We start from the raw sequence: 17916 nt of genomic DNA on the forward strand, positions 1-17916 counted from the left end.
TCGTGGAATGAAGAGGCCCCGCGGGCCGTTAGCATGGTGGTCCGCGCCTGGCAAGAGCATTGGGGAAGGTGTCATGAGTGACCACGTCGACGGAGCACCCGAGAAATTCGCGATGCTCGGGCTGACATACGACGACGTCCTGCTGCTGCCGGGCGCCTCCGAGGTACTGCCGAACAAGGTGAGCACCGCCTCGCGCGTCTCGCGCAACGTGTCGGTGAACATCCCGCTGCTCTCCGCCGCGATGGACAAGGTCACCGAGGCCCGCATGGCCATCGCCATGGCCCGTCAGGGCGGCGCCGGCGTGCTGCACCGCAACCTCTCCATCGAGGACCAGGCCAACCAGGTCGACCTGGTGAAGCGCTCCGAGTCCGGCATGGTGACCGACCCGATCACGGTCTCGCCGGACGCGACGCTGCGCGAGGCCGACGCGCTGTGTGCCAAGTTCCGCATCAGCGGCGTGCCCGTCACCGACGGCTCCGGCAAGCTCCTCGGCATCGTCACCAACCGCGACATGGCCTTCGAGCTGGACCGCTCGCGCCAGGTCCGCGAGGTCATGACGCCGATGCCGCTGGTCACCGGCAAGGTCGGCATCTCCGGCGAGGACGCCATGGAGCTGCTGCGCCGCCACAAGATCGAGAAGCTGCCGCTCGTCGACGACAACGGCATCCTCAAGGGCCTCATCACGGTCAAGGACTTCGTGAAGGCCGAGAAGTACCCCAACGCCGCGAAGGACGCCGAGGGCCGTCTGGTCGTCGGCGCCGCGGTGGGCGTGGGCGACGAGGCGTACGACCGGGCGCAGGCGCTCGTCGAGGCCGGCGCCGACTTCCTGGTCGTGGACAGCGCGCACGGCCACAGCCGCGGCATCCTCGACATGATCGCCAAGCTGAAGAGCAACATCCGCGTCGACATCGTCGGCGGCAACGTCGCGACGCGCGAGGGCGCCCAGGCCCTGATCGACGCCGGCGTGGACGGCGTCAAGGTCGGCGTCGGCCCCGGCTCGATCTGCACCACCCGCGTCGTCGCCGGCATCGGCGTCCCGCAGGTCACCGCGATCTACGAGGCGGCCAAGGCGTGCCACGAGGCGGGCGTCCCGCTCATCGGCGACGGCGGCCTGCAGTACTCCGGCGACATCGCCAAGGCCATCGCCGCCGGCGCCGACACGGTGATGCTCGGCTCGCTGCTCGCGGGCTGCGAGGAGTCGCCCGGCGAGATGGTGTTCATCAACGGCAAGCAGTTCAAGTCGTACCGCGGCATGGGTTCGCTCGGCGCCATGCAGTCGCGCGGCCAGGCCAAGTCCTTCTCCAAGGACCGGTACTTCCAGGACAACGTCCTGTCCGAGGACAAGCTCGTGCCCGAGGGCATCGAGGGCCAGGTGCCCTACCGCGGCCCGCTCTCCTCGGTCGCGCACCAGCTCGTCGGCGGCCTGCGCGCCTCCATGGGGTACGTGGGCTCCGCCGACATCCCGGAGCTCAAGGCCAAGGGCCGGTTCGTCCGGATCACCTCGGCCGGGCTCAAGGAGAGCCACCCGCACGACATCGCGATGACCGTCGAGGCGCCCAACTACGCGCGCCGCTGACCGTCGAGCGCGTACGGGGAGCACGCTTGGAGGCCCGTGGGTACTGCGCCCGCGGGCCTCGGCATGTGTGTCGGGGATACTGGAAGACGCAGACCGGAGAGTGGAAAGGCCACACAACGTGACTGAGATCGAGATCGGGCGCGGCAAGCGCGGCCGCAGGGCGTACGCGTTCGACGACATCGCCATCGTGCCGAGCCGGCGTACGCGGGACCCGAAGGAGGTCTCGATCGCCTGGCAGATCGACGCCTACCGTTTCGAGCTGCCGTTCCTCGCGGCCCCCATGGACTCGGTCGTCTCGCCGCAGACGGCGATCCGCATCGGCGAGCTGGGCGGCCTCGGCGTGCTCAACCTCGAGGGCCTCTGGACCCGTTACGAGGACCCGCAGCCGCTGCTCGACGAGATCGCCGAGCTGGACCCGGAGGCGGCGACCCGTCGCCTGCAGGAGATCTACGCGGCGCCGATCAAGGAAGAGCTGATCGGCCAGCGCATCAAGGAGGTCCGCGACTCCGGCGTCGTGACCGCCGCCGCCCTGTCGCCGCAGCGCACGGCCCAGTTCTCCAAGGCCGTCGTGGACGCGGGCGTCGACATCTTCGTGATCCGCGGTACGACGGTGTCCGCCGAGCACGTGTCGGGCGCCGCCGAGCCGCTGAACCTCAAGCAGTTCATCTACGAGCTGGACGTCCCGGTGATCGTCGGCGGCTGCGCCACGTACACGGCCGCGCTGCACCTGATGCGGACCGGTGCCGCGGGTGTCCTCGTCGGCTTCGGCGGCGGCGCCGCGCACACGACGCGCAACGTCCTCGGCATCCAGGTCCCGATGGCGACCGCGGTGGCCGACGTCGCGGCCGCGCGCCGGGACTACCTCGACGAGTCCGGCGGCCGGTACGTGCACGTCATCGCCGACGGCGGCGTGGGCTGGTCCGGCGACCTGCCGAAGGCCATCGCCTGCGGTGCGGACTCGGTGATGATGGGCTCGCCCCTCGCCCGTGCCACGGACTCGCCTGGCAAGGGCCACCACTGGGGCATGGAGGCCGTCCACGAGGACGTGCCGCGCGGCAAGAAGGTCGACCTGGGCACGGTCGGCACGACCGAGGAGATCCTCACCGGTCCCTCGCACTCGCCCGACGGTTCGATGAACTTCTTCGGCGCGCTGCGCCGCTCGATGGCCACGACGGGCTACAGCGAGCTCAAGGAGTTCCAGCGGGTCGAGGTCACGGTGGCGGACTCGGTGCACCGCCGCTGAAAAGCAGCACCACAAAGGGAGGGCCCTACCGCGCACGAGCGGTAGGGCCCTCCCTTTGTAGTGACTGTTCTCGTCACAGCCGGTGGGCGGCTCCGACCGGGGTCGCGCCGCGGGTGTCGAGCAGCAACTGCGCCTTCACCGTGAGGCTCTGCAGGTCGTACGTGCGGTGCGGCTGGAGCAGGATCGTCAGGTCGGCGTCGGCGGCGGCCTCGTACAGGGAGTCGGCGCGGGGGACGGGGTGGCCGAGGACGTTCCAGTGCGGGACGTACGGGTCGTGGTAGCTGATGGCGGCGCCGAGTTCCATCAGGCGGGTGGCGATCTCGTTGGCGGGGGAGCCCTGTCGGCCGGCGAGGTCGGGCTTGTACGTGACGCCGAGGAGCAGCACACGCGCGGCGCGGGCGGACTTGCCGTGCTCGTTGAGGAGGGTGGCCGCGCGCTGGATCACGTACTGCGGCATGCGGTGGTTGATCTCCTGGGCGAGGCCGACCATGCGCAGCGGGTGGCCGGGCGTACGGCTGTGGTGCGGAAGGTAGTTGGGGTCGAGGGGGATGCCGTGGCCGCCGACGCCGGGGCCGGGGCGGAAGGCCTGGAAGCCGAAGGGCTTGGTCTCGGCGCAGCGGATGACGTCCCAGAGGTCGACGCCCAAGTCGTGGCAGAGGACGGCCATTTCGTTGACCAGGGCGATGTTGACGTGCCGGTAGTTGGTCTCCAGGAGCTGCACCGTCTCCGCCTCGCGGGGTCCACGCGCGCGTACGACCTTGTCGGTGAGGCGGCCGTAGAACGCGGCGGCGGACTCGGTGCAGGCCGGGGTGAGGCCGCCGATGACCTTGGGGGTGTTGGCGTAGCCGTGGGTGCGGCTGCCGGGGTCGAGGCGGCCGGGCGAGTAGGCGAGGTGGAAGTCGCGGCCCGCGCGCAGCCCTGAGCCCTTTTCGAGGAGCGGGCGGAGGAGTTCGTCGGTCGTTCCGGGGTACGCGGGGGACTCGAGGATGACGGTGGTGTGCGGGCGCAGCCGGGCGGCGAGTTCGCGGGCGGCGTCGGCGACCTGGCTCAGGTCGAGCGCGCCGTCGGCGCCCAGCGGGGTCGGCGCGCAGATGACGGCCGTGCGCACGCGGCCGAGCTCCGCCGGGTTCGAGGTCGGCCGGAAGCCGCCCGCGAGCATCCGGCGCAGATCGGCGGCGGTCAGGGCGCCCTCGTCGGCGGGCAGCCGGCCGGCGGCGAGGTCGGCGGTGTGCCGCGGGTCGTAGGCGATGGTCTCGATCCCGGACGCGACGGCGGCCTGGGCGAGGGGCAGGCCGAGATGTCCGAGTCCGATGACGGCGAGATCTGCGGGCATGGCGTGGGCCGTCCTTCCCAGTAGCCGGAGCGGGAGGAGAACGCAAGTCCTGTGGACAGAGTGGACCAGCGCAATGTCAGGTTAGGAGTAAATATGACCGTTATGCGGCATTGCGGGCCGACGGACTTCGGAGTGTTGTCCACAGGCGGTGGCTGAAGTCCGTGACTGCGGACAGAATCGACGTTGTGAGCCCGACCACACGGGGGCGACGGGAGGCAGCAGTGAGGACAGCGACACTGGGACCGGCCGAGCGCGCGGAAGCACTCGCGGCCATGGCCGAACGGGAACTCGACGTGCTTGTGGTCGGTGCGGGCGTGGTCGGCGCCGGCACCGCGCTCGACTCCGTCACGCGCGGCCTGTCCACGGGCCTGGTCGAGGCCCGTGACTGGGCGTCGGGCACGTCGAGCCGGTCGAGCAAGCTCATCCACGGCGGCCTGCGCTATCTGGAGATGCTCGACTTCGCGCTGGTGCGGGAGGCGCTGAAGGAGCGCGGCCTGCTGCTCGAACGCATCGCGCCGCACCTCGTGAAGCCCGTCCCGTTCCTCTATCCGCTGCAGCACAAGGGCTGGGAGCGGCTGTACGCCGGATCGGGCGTCGCGCTCTACGACGCCATGTCGATGTCGCGCGGACACGGCCGCGGCCTGCCGATGCACCGCCACCTCAGCCGCCGCCACGCCCTGCGGGTCGCGCCCTGTCTGCAGAAGGACGCCCTGGTCGGCGCGATGCAGTACTACGACGCGCAGATGGACGACGCGCGGTACGTGGCGATGATGGTCCGCACCGCCGCGGCGTACGGCGCGAAGGTCGCCAACCGGGCCCGGGTCACGGGCTTCCTGCGCGAGGGCGAACGCGTCGTGGGCGCGCGCGTGGAGGACGTCGAGGCGGGCGGGGAGTACGAGATCAGGGCCCGTCAGATCGTCAACGCCACCGGAGTCTGGACGGACGACACCCAGGCCATGGTCGGCGAGCGCGGCCAGTTCCACGTCCGCGCGTCCAAGGGCATTCACCTGGTCGTCCCCAAGGACCGGATCAATTCGACGACGGGGCTGATCCTGCGTACGGAGAAGTCCGTGCTGTTCGTGATCCCGTGGGGCCGGCACTGGATCATCGGGACGACCGACACCGACTGGGACCTCGACAAGGCGCATCCGGCCGCGTCCAGCGCGGACATCGACTATCTCCTGGAGCATGTGAACTCGGTCCTGGCCGTGCCCCTCACGAGGGACGACGTGCAGGGCGTCTACGCGGGGCTCAGGCCGTTGCTCGCGGGGGAGTCGGACGCCACCAGCAAGCTGTCCCGGGAGCACACGGTCGCCCACCCGGTGCCCGGGCTCGTGGTCGTGGCCGGCGGCAAATACACCACGTACCGGGTGATGGCGAAGGACGCGGTCGACGAGGCGGTGCACGGCCTGGACCAGCGGGTCGCGGAGTGCGTCACGGAGGACATCCCGCTGATCGGCGCGGAGGGGTACAAGGCGTTGTGGAACGCCCGGGCCCGGATCGCCGCGCGGACGGGGCTCCATGTGGTCCGCGTGGAGCACCTGTTGAACCGGTACGGAGCGCTGACGGAGGAACTGCTCGACCTGATCGCCGACGACCCGTCCCTCGGCGAACCTCTGCAGTACGCGGACGACTACCTGCGGGCGGAGATCGTGTACGCGGCTTCGCACGAGGGCGCCCGGCATCTGGACGACGTGCTGACACGGCGTACGCGCATCTCCATCGAGACGTTCGACCGCGGTACGCGCAGTGCGCGGGAGGCGGCCGAGCTGATGGCGAAGGTGCTGGGCTGGGACGCGGACCAGATCGACAGAGAGGTCGAGCACTACGAGAAGCGGGTCGAGGCGGAGCGGGAGTCGCAGCTCCAGCCGGACGACCTGACGGCCGACGCGGCACGGCTGGGGGCGCCGGACATCGTGCCGCTGTGAGCCTTCAGGTCCGCCGGGCCTCAGGTCCGCCGAGCCTTCAGGTCCGCCCCGCCGTGCGGTCGGTGGAGCAGAACTCGCGCTCCAGGAGCGTCCGTTCGGGCTTGCGGGCCGTGGACCAGTCGGAGTTGAGGCGGTACGTGAGGACGTGGCGGCCGTCGGCGGTCGCGGCGGTGGCGGCGTACGAACCGCGTATGCGGCCGTTGTGGCCCCAGACCGTGGTGCAGGACAGCTCGGTCGGCATCAGGCCCATGCCGTAGGCGCCGTCGGACGCGCGGGTGCTGCGCATCGCGGCGAGCTGGGGTGCGGGCAGGAGGCGGCCGGTGAGGAGGGCGCGGTAGAAGCGGTTGAGGTCGTCGAGGGTGCTGATGGCCTCGCCGGCGGCGCCCGCGCCGGAGGGGTCGAGCTCGGTGACGTCCTCGGGGGAGGCGGGAGTTCCGGAGTAGGCGCGGCCGTGCGGGGCGGGCAGGCGGTGCCGGGTGCCGGGGAAGGAGGTGCCGGTCAGGCGCAGCGGGTCGATGATCCGGCGCCGGGCCTCCTCGGCGTAGCCGCGGCCGGTGACCTGCTCTATGACGAGGCCGAGGACCGTGTAGTTGGTGTTGGAGTACGACCAGTCGGTGCCGGGGGCGAAGAGGGGGCGGTGGGCGAGGGCGGTGCGGAGCAGGGCGGTGGGGGTGTAGCGGCGGTCCAGTTCGGTGGTGCGGGTGCCGGGGGCGTCCGTGTAGGCGAACAAGCCGCTGGTGTGACGCAGGAGTTGACGCAGAGTGAGCTCGCGTCCGTCGTTGCCGTGGCCGCGTACGAGGCCGGGGAGGTGGTGCTCGACGGTGTCGTCCAGGGACAGCCTGCCCTCGGCGGCGAGCTGGAGGACGACCACGGCGGTGAAGGACTTCGTGATGCTGCCGACGCGGAAGCGGTCCGTGCGGTGGATGGGGCGATTGGTGGCGGTGTCGGCGGTTCCGGTGGACTCGTAGCGCTTCGCGGTGTGTGCGGGGGTGGTGAGTTGGGAGAGGGCCGCGGCTCCCGGGGTGTGCGTGCGGTCGGCGAGCGCGGGGAGGGCGGCGAGGCCGGGGGTGGTCGGGGGAGCGAGGGTGCCTCGGCCGGGCGGGAGGGTGTCTCGGCCGGAGGGGAGAGGGCCGTTGCCGGGGGCCAGGGCGACGGCGGCGGCCACGGCCAGGGCCACAACTCCCGTTGCGGCGAGCCGGAGTCGGGGGCGGCGGGCGCGTGCAGGTCGGCGGGCGTCCTCAGGGGTGTGGCGGGGGTCCTCAGGGGAGTTTCGGGGCAGGCGTCGGGCTCGCCCGGGGGCCGTGCGCGTGGCGTGGGGCTCGTGCGGGGCCGGGGTGGGCGAGTTGTGAGGGGTGTGTGGGGAGTGTTTGTCGGTCATGTCGGTCCCTCGATCCGTGCAGGGCCATCATGGCCTGGACCCGGGCCTTCCCCCACCCCGGGCATGAGAGACAATGGACGCTCTGCCAGGGCGGGTTGATTGCAGAGGGGACGCATGTCGGAGGCTGAGCAGCCGCAGGAGAACGAGGGGCGCCTCCTCGCCGGCCGGTACCGGCTGGGGGAGATGCTCGGTCGCGGCGGCATGGGCACGGTCTGGCGCGCGGTCGACGAGACGCTCGGCCGCACGGTCGCCGTCAAGGAGCTGCGTTTCCCCTCGGCCATCGACGAGGACGAGAAGCGCCGGCTGATCACGCGCACGCTGCGCGAGGCCAAGGCGATCGCCCGGATCCGCAACAACGGCGCCGTCACGGTCTACGACGTGGTCAACGAGGACGACCGCCCCTGGATCGTGATGGAGCTGATCGAGGGCAGTTCCCTCGCCGAAGTGGTGCGCCAGGACGGCCATCTGACGCCGCGCCGCGCCGCCGAGGTCGGCCTCGCCGTGCTCGACGTGCTGCGTGCCGCGCACCGCGAGGGCATCCTGCACCGCGACGTGAAGCCGTCCAACGTGCTGATCGCGAAGGACGACGGCCGGGTGGTCCTGACGGACTTCGGCATCGCGCAGGTCGAGGGCGACCCGTCGATCACGTCGACCGGCATGCTCGTGGGCGCGCCGTCGTACATCTCGCCGGAGCGGGCCCGTGGCCACAAGCCCGGCCCGGCGGCGGACCTGTGGTCGCTCGGCGGTCTGCTGTACGCGGCGGTGGAGGGCGTTCCGCCGTACGACAAGGGCTCGGCGATCGCGACGCTCACCGCGGTGATGACGGAGGCGCTCGAACCGCCGCGCAACGCGGGCCGCCTGGAGAAGGTCATCTACGGCCTCCTCGAGAAGGACCCGGACCTGCGGCTCGACGACACCGGCGCGCGGGCCCTCCTCAACGACGTGATCCACGCGCCCGACGACGACCTGGCGCCGCAGGCCGACGACCCGGTGGCCGCGACCCGTGTCGTGCCGCTGCCGGAGCTGCCCGAGCAGAGCGGCGCCCGGCGCGGCGAGGCGGCGGCGGAGCGGCTGCGCGGCGCGCTGCGGTCGGTGCGCAACGCGGCGGCGGCGTCGGCCGCGGCGGCGAGCGCGAAGGCCGGTACGGGAACGAAGGCCGGTACGGGGGCGAGTGGGGTCGCCAACTCCGGTGCGGGGTCGGCCGGTTCGGCCGGGGGCGGAGCCAAGGCCGAGGCCGGGGCGGACAGCGCGGCGGGGGCGAAGGGCGCGGCCGGAACCGGAGTCACCGGGACCGGAGTCGCCGGAACCGGGGTGGCCGGGACCGGAGCTGCCGGTTCGGGGGCGGCCGGAGCCTCCGCCGGCAAGGGCTCCGGCGCGGCCCCGGGCGGCGGGGGCGGGCTCGCGTCCACCCGTGCCTCCCTCACCGACGTGGTGCCGAAGCGGACGCTGCTCGTCCTTGCGGTGGTGGTCGCGCTCGCCGTGCTCGGCACGGTGTTCGCCGTGGCGTTCAGCGGTGACGAGACGCCGGGCGGGAAGGGCCAGGCGTCCGCCTCGGCCGGCGCCGCGGGCGACCAGGGCAAGGACGGGCAGGACAAGTCCGCCGACCCGAAGCCGGACCCGGACGCGAACGACGGCAAGACCGGCGACGGCGCCGGCGGCCAGGGCAAGGACCAGGGCGAGGACAAGGACAAGGGCAAGGAAGAGGGCGGCGAGGACCCCGCGGAGGGCGGGATTCCGGCCGGGTACGCGAAGGTGTCCAACGGCCAGTTCATGTTCGACATGGCGATGCCCGAGGACTTCCGTCGCACCGGCACGGCCGGGCAGAACTCCGGCGCCATATTCAGCGAGAACGGCGGATTCCCGCGCGTCCAGGTCGACTTCAACCGCAGCCCCGGCGACGACGCGGCCAAGGCGTGGCGGCAGCTCAGGTCGGCCGTGAGCGGAAGCATGCCGAACTACCGGCACATCCGCATCGCGGAGGTCGAGTTCAACGGCTACCCGACCGTCGCCGACTGGGAGTTCGAGCGCGACCAGCAGGGGCAGCGCGTGCGGGTCCTCAACCGCGGCTTCAAGGTCGACGCCTCGCGCGGCTACTCGATCATGATCACGTGCAAGGCCGACGCCTGGAACGACAAGGAGTGCAAGACCCTGCGCGAGACGGCGTTCAAGACGTTCGCGCCGAAGGACTGACGGCGTCCCGGACGCTTCAGGACACGGCCGGACTTCGGATGCCGAGACCCGGCGGCACGGCGGGCCGGGGCCACGTATCGTGAAGGTTCGGGGAGCGATATGGCGGTCGGCGCAAGGGCGTTGAGTTGCGCGCGCTGACGGGGAGGCGACGTGGACGACTATGCGGGCCGGGTGCTTGCCGGCCGCTACCGCCTGCCGCTGCCGCCCTCGGATGCGTACGAGTTCGCCGAGACCCGCGCCTTCGACACGTACAGCGGGCAGGAAGTCCTGGTCCGGCAGGTGCCGTTGCCGGAGACGGTCGACGCGGAAGTGGTCGACGAGACCCGGCGCGAGGACGCGTACGGCGGCCACGGCGCGTACGACGAGCACGGCGGGTACGAGGGGCATGGGCCGGGAAGGGCCACGCGCAGGCCCGCCGATCCTGCCGTGCGGCGGGCGATCGAGGCGGCGCAGGCGGCGGCGCGGATCCCCGACCACCCGCGCCTGGACCAGGTCTTCGACGTGTTCGCGGAGGACGGTTCGCTGTGGATCGTCAGCGAGCTCGTCTCGGCGCTGCCGCTGGCCGCGCTGGTGACGGAGCGGCCGCTGTCGCCGTACCGCGCGGCGGAGGTCGCCTCCGAGGTGCTGACCGCGCTGCGCGCGCTGCACGCGCACGGCTGGGCGCACCGCAACATCACCATGCGCACGGTCCTGGTCTGCGACAACGGCCGCGTCATGCTCACCGGGCTCGCGGCGGGCGCCGCCGAGGAGGCGCTGTGCGGGTACGACCCGGTGCCGGAGGAAGAGGGCACGGAGGGCGTGCCGGCGGAGAGCGTCGAGGGCGGGCCCGCACCGGACGTTCCGGGTCAGCGCCGGGAGGCCGACGGCTCCGGCCCCGCGGCACCCGACGCCCCCGGCGCTCCGGACGCTCCCGATGCCCGCGCCGCACGCGCCGGGGCGATCGCCGCGTACCGCGCGGGCACGCGCGCGGGGGCGGCGGCGCGCCTGACGGACGGCCGGGGGGCCGAGGCCGCGGAACCCGCCACCCCGCCCGGCCGCATAGTCGACCCGTACGGAGTCGCCGGGCGGCCCCAGCCGGGGCGGGGAAGCCTTCCCGCGCAGCCGTCGGGGAACGAGCAGCCGTCGGAACCCCAGCCCCAGCCGCAGCCCAACTCCACGAACAGCACGCCCAGTTGGGACAAGCCGCCCGCCCCCCGCAAGGGCCCCGCCACGCCCCTGGCCGCCGAGCGGGCGCGGCAGGCGCGGATGACCGTCGTCGGGCCGGTCACCGAGCGCTGGGCGCCCGAGCAGGCCGGGGCGGTGCACGAGAACTGGCAGCTGGCGGCGCCGGTCGGCCCCGCCACCGACCTGTGGGCGCTCGGCGCGCTGCTGTTCCGCGCGGTGCAGGGGCACGCCCCGTACCCGGAGGACAGCGCGTACGAGCTGGTGCAGCTGGTGTGCGGGGAGCCGCCCGCGTTCGCCGAGGACTGCGGGCCGCTGCGGCCGGTCGTCGAGTCGCTGCTGCGCCAGGACCCCACCGAGCGGCCGGAGTTCGAGGAGCTGCGCGGCTGGCTGCGCTCGCTCGTCCGGTCCGCGCCGGAGCCCGAGGCCGGGCAGAACGTGGTGCAGGCCCCGCCCTTCGACCACACCAAGCTCCCCGTCGTACGCCGCAGGGGCGAGCTCGTGCGCAAGCGCAAGGCGGGGCAGCGCAAGAACCGGCACAAGGGCGCGCACAAGAGCAAGCACAAGCGGAACGCGCGCCCCACAGCAGCACCCGCCCCCGCGTCCGCGAGCCGGGCCGCGCTCGCCTCGGCGGACCTGCAGGAGCACTACCCGTCGGCCAAGGCGCGCGGCGCGTACGCGAAGCCGAGCAGGAGCGCGCGGTCGCAGCAGTCGGGCGCTCCGCGCCGCCTCGGCCGGGTGCTGCTCGCGCTGATCCTGCTCGGGCTCGTCGCGGCGGTCGCGTACGCCGTGCTGTTCATGCCGAAGGCCGAGCCGGCCGGCGGCGAAGGGGCGGGCGACGGCGCCGACGGGCAGGCGGGGACGGCCAGTTCGGCGCCCGCCGAGCCCGGTTCCGGCGGCGGGCAGGGCGGCCCCGGCGACGGCAACGAGGAGTCGCCGACCTCGCAGCGGCCCGACCCGCAGGCCTCGGGTCCCGACGTGCCCGAGGGTTTCGCGCTGCGCAAGGACCGGGCGGGCTTCCGGGTGGCCGTGGCCAAGGGCTGGCAGCGCGTGGGTGTGACGGGGCGCGGCCAAGTGACGTACGCGGACGGGAAGTTCGAGCTGCTCGTCGTCCCCGGCCGGGACAAGGCCACCGGCGCCAGCAGCGACCCGCTCTACTACCAGCGGGAGCGCGAGGCCGAGCTGCAGCCCTTCCGGGACTCGACGTGGGCGACGTCCACGGGCATGCGCCGCGTCGACGTCGGTGGACAGGTGCGCGCCGAGGGCCAGTTCACGTGGACGGACGACGACGGCGCCGAGGTGTACGTGCGGAACGCGGCGCTGCTGATCGACGGGCGGTACCACGTGGTGCTCGTCAAGGGCCCCGAGTCCGAGCGGGACGAGGTGACGCGGCTGCACGAGCAGGCGGTCGCCTCGTACCGGCCGGGCAAGTGAGCGCGCCCGCCCGCCGAACGGCCGCGTACCGCCCGCCGAACGACCGCGTGCGCCCGCTGTTCCGCCCGGGCAAGTGAGGCGAAACCGGACCCGCGGCGGTCGGTCGCCCCGCCACGCGGCCCCGTAACGCCCCACCGCCTTCCGGACGGCGCGGCTCGTTCCTTACGCTGGGCCGGGGAGAAGGACGGGCGGGGGAACGTGGATCAGACCGAAGGCACGGCACAGGGCGGCATACTCGCGGGGCGCTACCGGCTCGCCGAGTGCCTCGGGCGCGGCGGCATGGGCAAGGTGTGGCGCGCCCACGACGAAGTGCTCCACCGCACCGTCGCCGTCAAGGAGTTGACGGCCGCGCTCTACGTCTCCGAGGCCGACCGGGCCGTGCTCCTCGCCCGTACGCAGAAGGAGGCGCGGGCCGCCGCGCGGATCAACCACTCGGCGGTCGTGACGGTGCACGACGTCATCGAGTACGACGAGCGCCCCTGGATCGTCATGGAGCTGGTGGACGGCGGCTCCCTCGCGGACGCGCTGCGCGACCGGACCCGGATCCCGCCGGTCGAGGCCGCGCGGATCGGGGCGTGGGTGGTGCGCGCGCTGCGCGCGGCGCACGCGGCGGGCGTGCTCCACAGGGATGTGAAACCGGCCAATGTGCTGCTCGCCGCGGACGGCCGGGTGCTGCTCACCGACTTCGGCATCGCGGCCATCGAGGGCGACTCGACGATCACGAAGACCGGTGAACTCGTCGGCTCCCTCGACTATCTGGCGCCCGAGCGGGTGCGCGGCGCCGACCCCGGCCCGGCCGCCGACCTGTGGGCGGTCGGCGCGCTGCTGTTCGCGGCGGTCGAGGGGTACTCGCCGTTCCGGCGGCACTCGCCGCTGGCCACCATGCAGGCCGTGGTCGTGGACGAGCCGGGCACGCCGGAGCACGCCGGTCCGCTCGCCCCGGTCATCGCGGCGCTCCTGAACAAGGACCCGGAGGTCCGCCCCGACGCGGACCTGGCCGAACGGCTCCTGACGGAGGTGGCGGAGGGCCGTAGCGCCTCGGTGGCGGAGGAGATGGGCAGGACGCGGCGGTACGAGGTTCCGCAGGGCCTCGGCGCGCCGCCCGCGACGCCCACGCCACCCCAGGCGGCGGCCGCCCCGCAGTACCCCACCCCGCCCGCGCCCGCCCCGCTCGCCGACCTCCCCCCGGCCCCAACGCACGTCTCCCACACCCCACTTGGCCCGACCACCCCCACGGGGACGGCCGAACCGCAGGCCCCGCAGCGCCCCCGGCGGCGTTGGCGCAACGCGCTGGCCGTGGTCGTGGCCGCCGGACTCGTCGGCGCCGGCGCGGCCTTCGGCATCCTGGAGTTCGCCGACCGGGGCGGACCGCAGGGCGGCACGCAGGGCAGTGGCGCCGAGGAGCGCACCGAGGGCGCCGTGCCGAAGGACTGGGTGCGGATCAAGGACGACGTCGCCGGGTTCAGCCTGCTGCTGCCCCCGGACTTCAAGCGCCGCACCTTCGGCGACCAGATCGACTACACCCCGGACAACGGCCGCCACCTGCTGCGCATCGGCGTCAACGAGGTGCCGCCGGAGGAGAATTCGTACGTCCACGCCAAAGCCATGGAGAAGCAGGGCATGGGCCGGCTGCCCACGTACGAGCGGGTGCAGCTGGAGTCCAACACGTTCCGTGGACGGCCGGGCGCGATCTGGGAGTTCAGCTGGACCGAGACCGACGGCGTGGGCAAGGGCGAGCGGCGGGCGATCGACCAGCTGTACATCGCGGAGGACGGCACCGAGTACGCGATCTACATGGCGGGCCCCGCCGCCGACTGGGACCGTACGCGCGAGCAGTTCGAGCACGTGCTGCGCGGCTGGCAGCCGTAGCCCCCGCCCCCGGCTCCCGCGTACGGGCGTGACCTGGACCCATAACCACAGTGGCCGACACCCATAGCCTCGGCGACGGTCCGTCGTGACGTGAGGGGTTGACCGTACGGGTGTGCGGCATGATGAAGTCATGGCGAGCGCGAGCGAGCGGGGCAACAGCCGCTTGATAGCGGGCCGTTACCGGTTGGGGGAGCAACTGGGCCGGGGCGGCATGGGGGTTGTCTGGCGTGCCACGGACGAGCTGCTCGCCCGGCAGGTCGCCGTCAAGGAGGTCGTGCTCGACCCCTCGCTCTCCTTCGACGAGGCGCGGCAGCTGCGCGAGCGGACGCTGCGCGAGGCGCGGACGATAGCGCAGATCCACCACCCGCATGTGATCGTCGTGTACGACGTCCTCGTCCAGGACGGCCGGCCGTACATCGTGATGGAACTGATCGAGGGCGGCTCGCTCGCCGACCGGCTCGACGGGGACGGGCCGCTCGGCACCGAGGAGGCGGCGCGGCTCTGCCTCGCGCTGCTCGGCGCGCTGCGCGCGGCGCACAGCGGGGGCGTGCTGCACCGCGACCTCAAGCCGGGCAACGTCCTGATGGAGGCCGAGTCCGGCCGCGTCGTGCTCACCGACTTCGGCATCGCGCAGGTCGCCGGGGCCTCGACGCTCACCGAGCACGGCTCGTTCGTCGGCTCGCCCGAGTACACGGCGCCGGAGCGGATGTCGGGCGGCGCGGCCGGACCCGAGTGCGACCTGTGGTCCCTGGGCGTGCTGCTCTGCGCCGCGCTCACCGGCCGCTCGCCGTTCCACCGCGACACGCTGGGCGGCATCGTCGCCGCGGTCCTGATGGACGAGCTCGACCTGCCGGGCGTCGCAGGCCCGCTCCTGCCGGTCGTACGCGGGCTGCTGGAGCGCGACCCGGAGCGGCGGATCGACGCGGCCGAGGCGGAACGGCTCCTTCGGGCGTATGTGCAGACCGGCGTCGTCCCGTACGCGCCGGAGCGCCGGGGCGCGCTCGGGGGGCTGCCGCCCGCGCTCGCGCCGCTGCGCACCGCGGTCAAGGTGCTGCCGGGCGCGCGGCGCACACCGGGCGCCGTCGGCGGCTCCGGCCCCGCGCCCGCGCGCAGGCTGCCGCGCGCGCGGGCCGCGCTGCTCGCGGGGGTGCTCGTCGCGGTCGTCGCGGGCGCGGGCGCCGCCGCGGCCGCGCTGCTGCTGCGCGGGAACGCGGACCGGGGCGACGACCGGCCGCCGCCCGCCTCGGACACGGCCGGCACGCACCCCTCCGGGTCGCCGACGCCCACGCCGACGGTCACCGTCACCCGGGTGCCGACCGCCACGGGTTCCGCGCCCGCCGGCTACCACCAGGTGCGCGACCCGGCGGGCTTCGCCCTCGCCGTCCCGGAGGGGTATGTGCGCGAGGCCGAGCCGCCGTCGGTCTTCTACGGCTCGCCGGGCGGGGCCTTCCGGATCGGCGTACGGCAGTCCGACCCCGTGCCGGGCGGCCCGCTCGCCGCGCTCCGCGAGGCGCACGAGCGGGGCCCGCGCACGCACCCCGGCTTCCGCGCGGCCGCGCTGGAGGAGACTCGGCACGACGGACGGGCCGCCGGGCGCGGGGAGTTCACCTGGGACGGCCCCGGCGACGGCTGGGGCGCGCGCCGCGAGGTCCACGTCGCCTGGGAGGAGGCGGGCCGGCTGTACGAGCTGTCCGTCTCGGCCCCTTCCGGCCGTACGCAGGAGGCGCGACGGCACCTCGACCGGGCCCTGGACACGTTCGTACGGGTCTCGTCGGCGGGGTGAGAGCGGTCGCCCGGAGGGTGGGCGAGGCGTGCGAAAAGCGTCACAAGAGCGGCACCGAACCCTCGCGGCAGGGCCGGGCAAATGCCGCGTACAGCAAGCAATCCGGCAGCCCGGGTCACGGGTCAGTGACCGCTGCCGTTCCCGGGTGGAAGGACGGGCCGGGGCCACGGTAAAGATGGGCCCATGAGCAACCACGGGGGAACGCCCTACGGACCGAACGACCCGACGAGCTACGGCCTGCAGCCGCCGCAGCCCCCGCCGGGCGCCCCGGGCCCGTACGGCGGCGACCCGTACGCGCAGCAGCAGCACGCCCAGCAGGAGACCGCCGCGTACGGGCAGCAGAGCAGCGGGCAGCAGCACGGCGGGCCGCAGCCCCCGGCCGCGCCGGCCCCGCCTCCGCCGCCGCAGGCGCACGCCGTCCCGACGCAGGTCGCGCCCCAGCAGCCCCCGCAGCCGCCGCAGTCCCAGCCGCAGGCGGAGCCCGACCCGGGCGCCGGGCGGCTGATCGCGGGCCGCTACCGCCTGCTCTCCAAGCTCGGCCACGGCGGCATGGGCACCGTGTGGCGGGCCAAGGACGAGACCGTCGACCGTGAGGTGGCGGTCAAGGAGCCGCGCATTCCGGACCATCTGCCGGAGCGGGAGCGCGCCAACGCCTTCGAGCGGATGCGCCGCGAGGCGCGGGCAGCGGCGAAGCTGGACCACCCGGCCGTGGTGAGCGTGCACGACGTGGCGGTCGAGGACGGCCAGCCGTGGATCGTCATGGAGTTCGTGCAGGGCCGCTCCCTCGGGGACGTGCTGCAGGAGGGCACGCTCAGCGGCAGCGAGGCCGCCCGGATCGGCCTGGAGGTGCTCGGCGCCCTGGAGGCCGCGCACGCGGCGGGCGTCCTGCACCGCGACGTGAAGCCGGACAACGTGATGCTCGGCCGCCACGACCGGGTCGTCCTCACCGACTTCGGCATCGCCCAGATCGAGGGCGAGACCAACCTGACGGACACCGGCAGCTTCGTCGGCTCGCCCGAATTCATCGCGCCCGAGCGGGTGTTGGGCCAGCGCCCGGGCCCGGCCTCCGACCTGTGGTCGCTCGGCGTGGTGCTCTACGCGGCGACGGAGGGCGTCTCGCCGTTCCGCCGCAACAACACCCCGGCCACGCTCCAGTCGGTGATCAACGCGACCCCGGCCGCGCCGAACGCCGCGAAGGGCCCGCTCGCCGACGCCATCAACCGGCTCCTCATCAAGGACCCGAACCAGCGCCCGCAGGCGGCGGAGATCCGCCGGCTCCTGGAGTCGGCCGCCCGCCCGCCGCAGCCGACCCGTACGCAGCCCTCGGGCACCGCCCGCGGACCGGTCGACGGTGTGCGTGTCAGCCGCAAGGTGCTGTTCGCGGGCGTGGCCGTCGTCCTGGCCTCGGTCGCCACGGCCGCCCTCGTCGTCGCCGACCCCTTCGCCGGGTCCGTGTCCGACGAGGAGGACTGGAAGACGCACGACCTGAAGGCGATCGGCGTCAGCGTCTCGCTGCCCGCGGCGTACGTGAAGCTGCCCGCCGACAGCCTGAACAACGACGACGGCACGCTCTTCGAGTTCAGCGACCCGAGCGCGGCGCTGCACGTCTCGGTCGACCTGGACCGCAAGGCGGACGACAACCTCGGCGAGATCCCGGGCTCCGCGCCGGGCGCGGCCTACGAGGACGAGAAGAACGCCGAGGGCGACTCCGTCGACGTGGTGGACGAGTCGTCCGACGAGGGCGCGCCGGCGCCGACGAGCAAGGTCAAGAAGACCACCTACAAGGAGCGCGAGTCCGCCGAGAACCTCATCACGTACACGGCCGACGCCCCCGCGAGCAGCGACGTGCAGCTGCCGCGCGAGCTGAAGATCTTCTACTACAAGGCCAGGAACGGCGACATGTACCGCGTGCGGATCGACTACCCCGGCAAGGGCGACCTGACCGAGCGCGGCCGTGAGGTCGCCAAGTCCGTGATCGAGAAGCTCGACATCCAAAAGCTCTGAAAATTCCCGCCCGACCC

10 protein-coding genes are annotated in these 17916 nt (G+C 73.5%); 8 read left to right on the plus strand and 2 right to left on the minus strand.

Annotated elements, in window-relative coordinates; genetic code table 11:
• The first annotated feature begins 73 nt into the window (after positions 1-73).
• Positions 74-1576, plus strand: coding sequence for an IMP dehydrogenase (gene guaB / locus ACIDOF_RS14800; RefSeq protein ID WP_409006288.1), 1503 nt, complete (start codon positions 74-76; stop codon positions 1574-1576).
• Between the two features lie 118 nt (positions 1577-1694).
• Positions 1695-2819 (plus strand): GuaB3 family IMP dehydrogenase-related protein, encoded by a 1125-nt coding sequence (locus tag ACIDOF_RS14805; RefSeq protein WP_409006289.1) that lies wholly within the window; start codon positions 1695-1697, stop codon positions 2817-2819.
• Between the two features lie 73 nt (positions 2820-2892).
• Here the strand turns inward: ACIDOF_RS14805 and ACIDOF_RS14810 are convergent, their stop codons facing one another.
• Positions 2893-4152 (minus strand): nucleotide sugar dehydrogenase, encoded by a 1260-nt coding sequence (locus tag ACIDOF_RS14810; RefSeq protein WP_409006290.1) that lies wholly within the window; start codon positions 4150-4152, stop codon positions 2893-2895.
• Positions 4153-4373: 221 nt separating this feature from the next.
• On the opposite strand from ACIDOF_RS14810, the gene ACIDOF_RS14815 reads away from it, so the two are divergent.
• Positions 4374-6080, plus strand: a complete 1707-nt coding sequence (locus ACIDOF_RS14815; RefSeq protein ID WP_409006291.1) for a glycerol-3-phosphate dehydrogenase/oxidase — start codon at positions 4374-4376, stop codon at positions 6078-6080.
• Between the two features lie 37 nt (positions 6081-6117).
• On the opposite strand, the gene ACIDOF_RS14820 is transcribed toward ACIDOF_RS14815, so the two are convergent.
• On the minus strand, positions 6118-7257 hold the full coding sequence (locus ACIDOF_RS14820; protein ID WP_409006292.1) for a serine hydrolase domain-containing protein: 1140 nt from the start codon (positions 7255-7257) through the stop codon (positions 6118-6120).
• 315 nt (positions 7258-7572) lie between these two features.
• Between ACIDOF_RS14820 and ACIDOF_RS14825 the strand changes: the two genes are divergently transcribed.
• The 5 genes from ACIDOF_RS14825 to ACIDOF_RS14845 all read left to right on the plus strand — a co-directional run bounded on the left by ACIDOF_RS14825 (position 7573) and on the right by ACIDOF_RS14845 (position 17899).
• Positions 7573-9648 carry a serine/threonine-protein kinase gene (locus ACIDOF_RS14825; RefSeq protein ID WP_409006293.1) on the plus strand — a complete coding sequence of 692 codons (2076 nt, stop codon included), beginning with the start codon at positions 7573-7575 and terminating at the stop codon, positions 9646-9648.
• A 150-nt stretch (positions 9649-9798) separates the two neighbouring features.
• Positions 9799-12243, plus strand: coding sequence for a serine/threonine protein kinase (locus ACIDOF_RS14830; protein WP_409006294.1), 2445 nt, complete (start codon positions 9799-9801; stop codon positions 12241-12243).
• A gap of 279 nt (positions 12244-12522) precedes the next feature.
• The gene (locus ACIDOF_RS14835) at positions 12523-14112 is read left to right on the plus strand and encodes a serine/threonine-protein kinase (protein ID WP_409006433.1); all 1590 of its coding nucleotides are present in this window, start codon (positions 12523-12525) and stop codon (positions 14110-14112) included.
• A gap of 130 nt (positions 14113-14242) precedes the next feature.
• A complete protein-coding gene (locus ACIDOF_RS14840; RefSeq protein WP_409006295.1) occupies positions 14243-15895 on the plus strand; it encodes a serine/threonine-protein kinase in 1653 nt (550 codons plus the stop codon).
• A gap of 183 nt (positions 15896-16078) precedes the next feature.
• Positions 16079-17899, plus strand: a complete 1821-nt coding sequence (locus ACIDOF_RS14845; protein WP_409006296.1) for a serine/threonine-protein kinase — start codon at positions 16079-16081, stop codon at positions 17897-17899.
• Positions 17900-17916: the final 17 nt, after the last annotated feature.

Source organism: Streptomyces sp. Da 82-17 (genome assembly GCF_046098215.1).
In the GTDB taxonomy this organism is placed as follows: domain Bacteria; phylum Actinomycetota; class Actinomycetes; order Streptomycetales; family Streptomycetaceae; genus Streptomyces.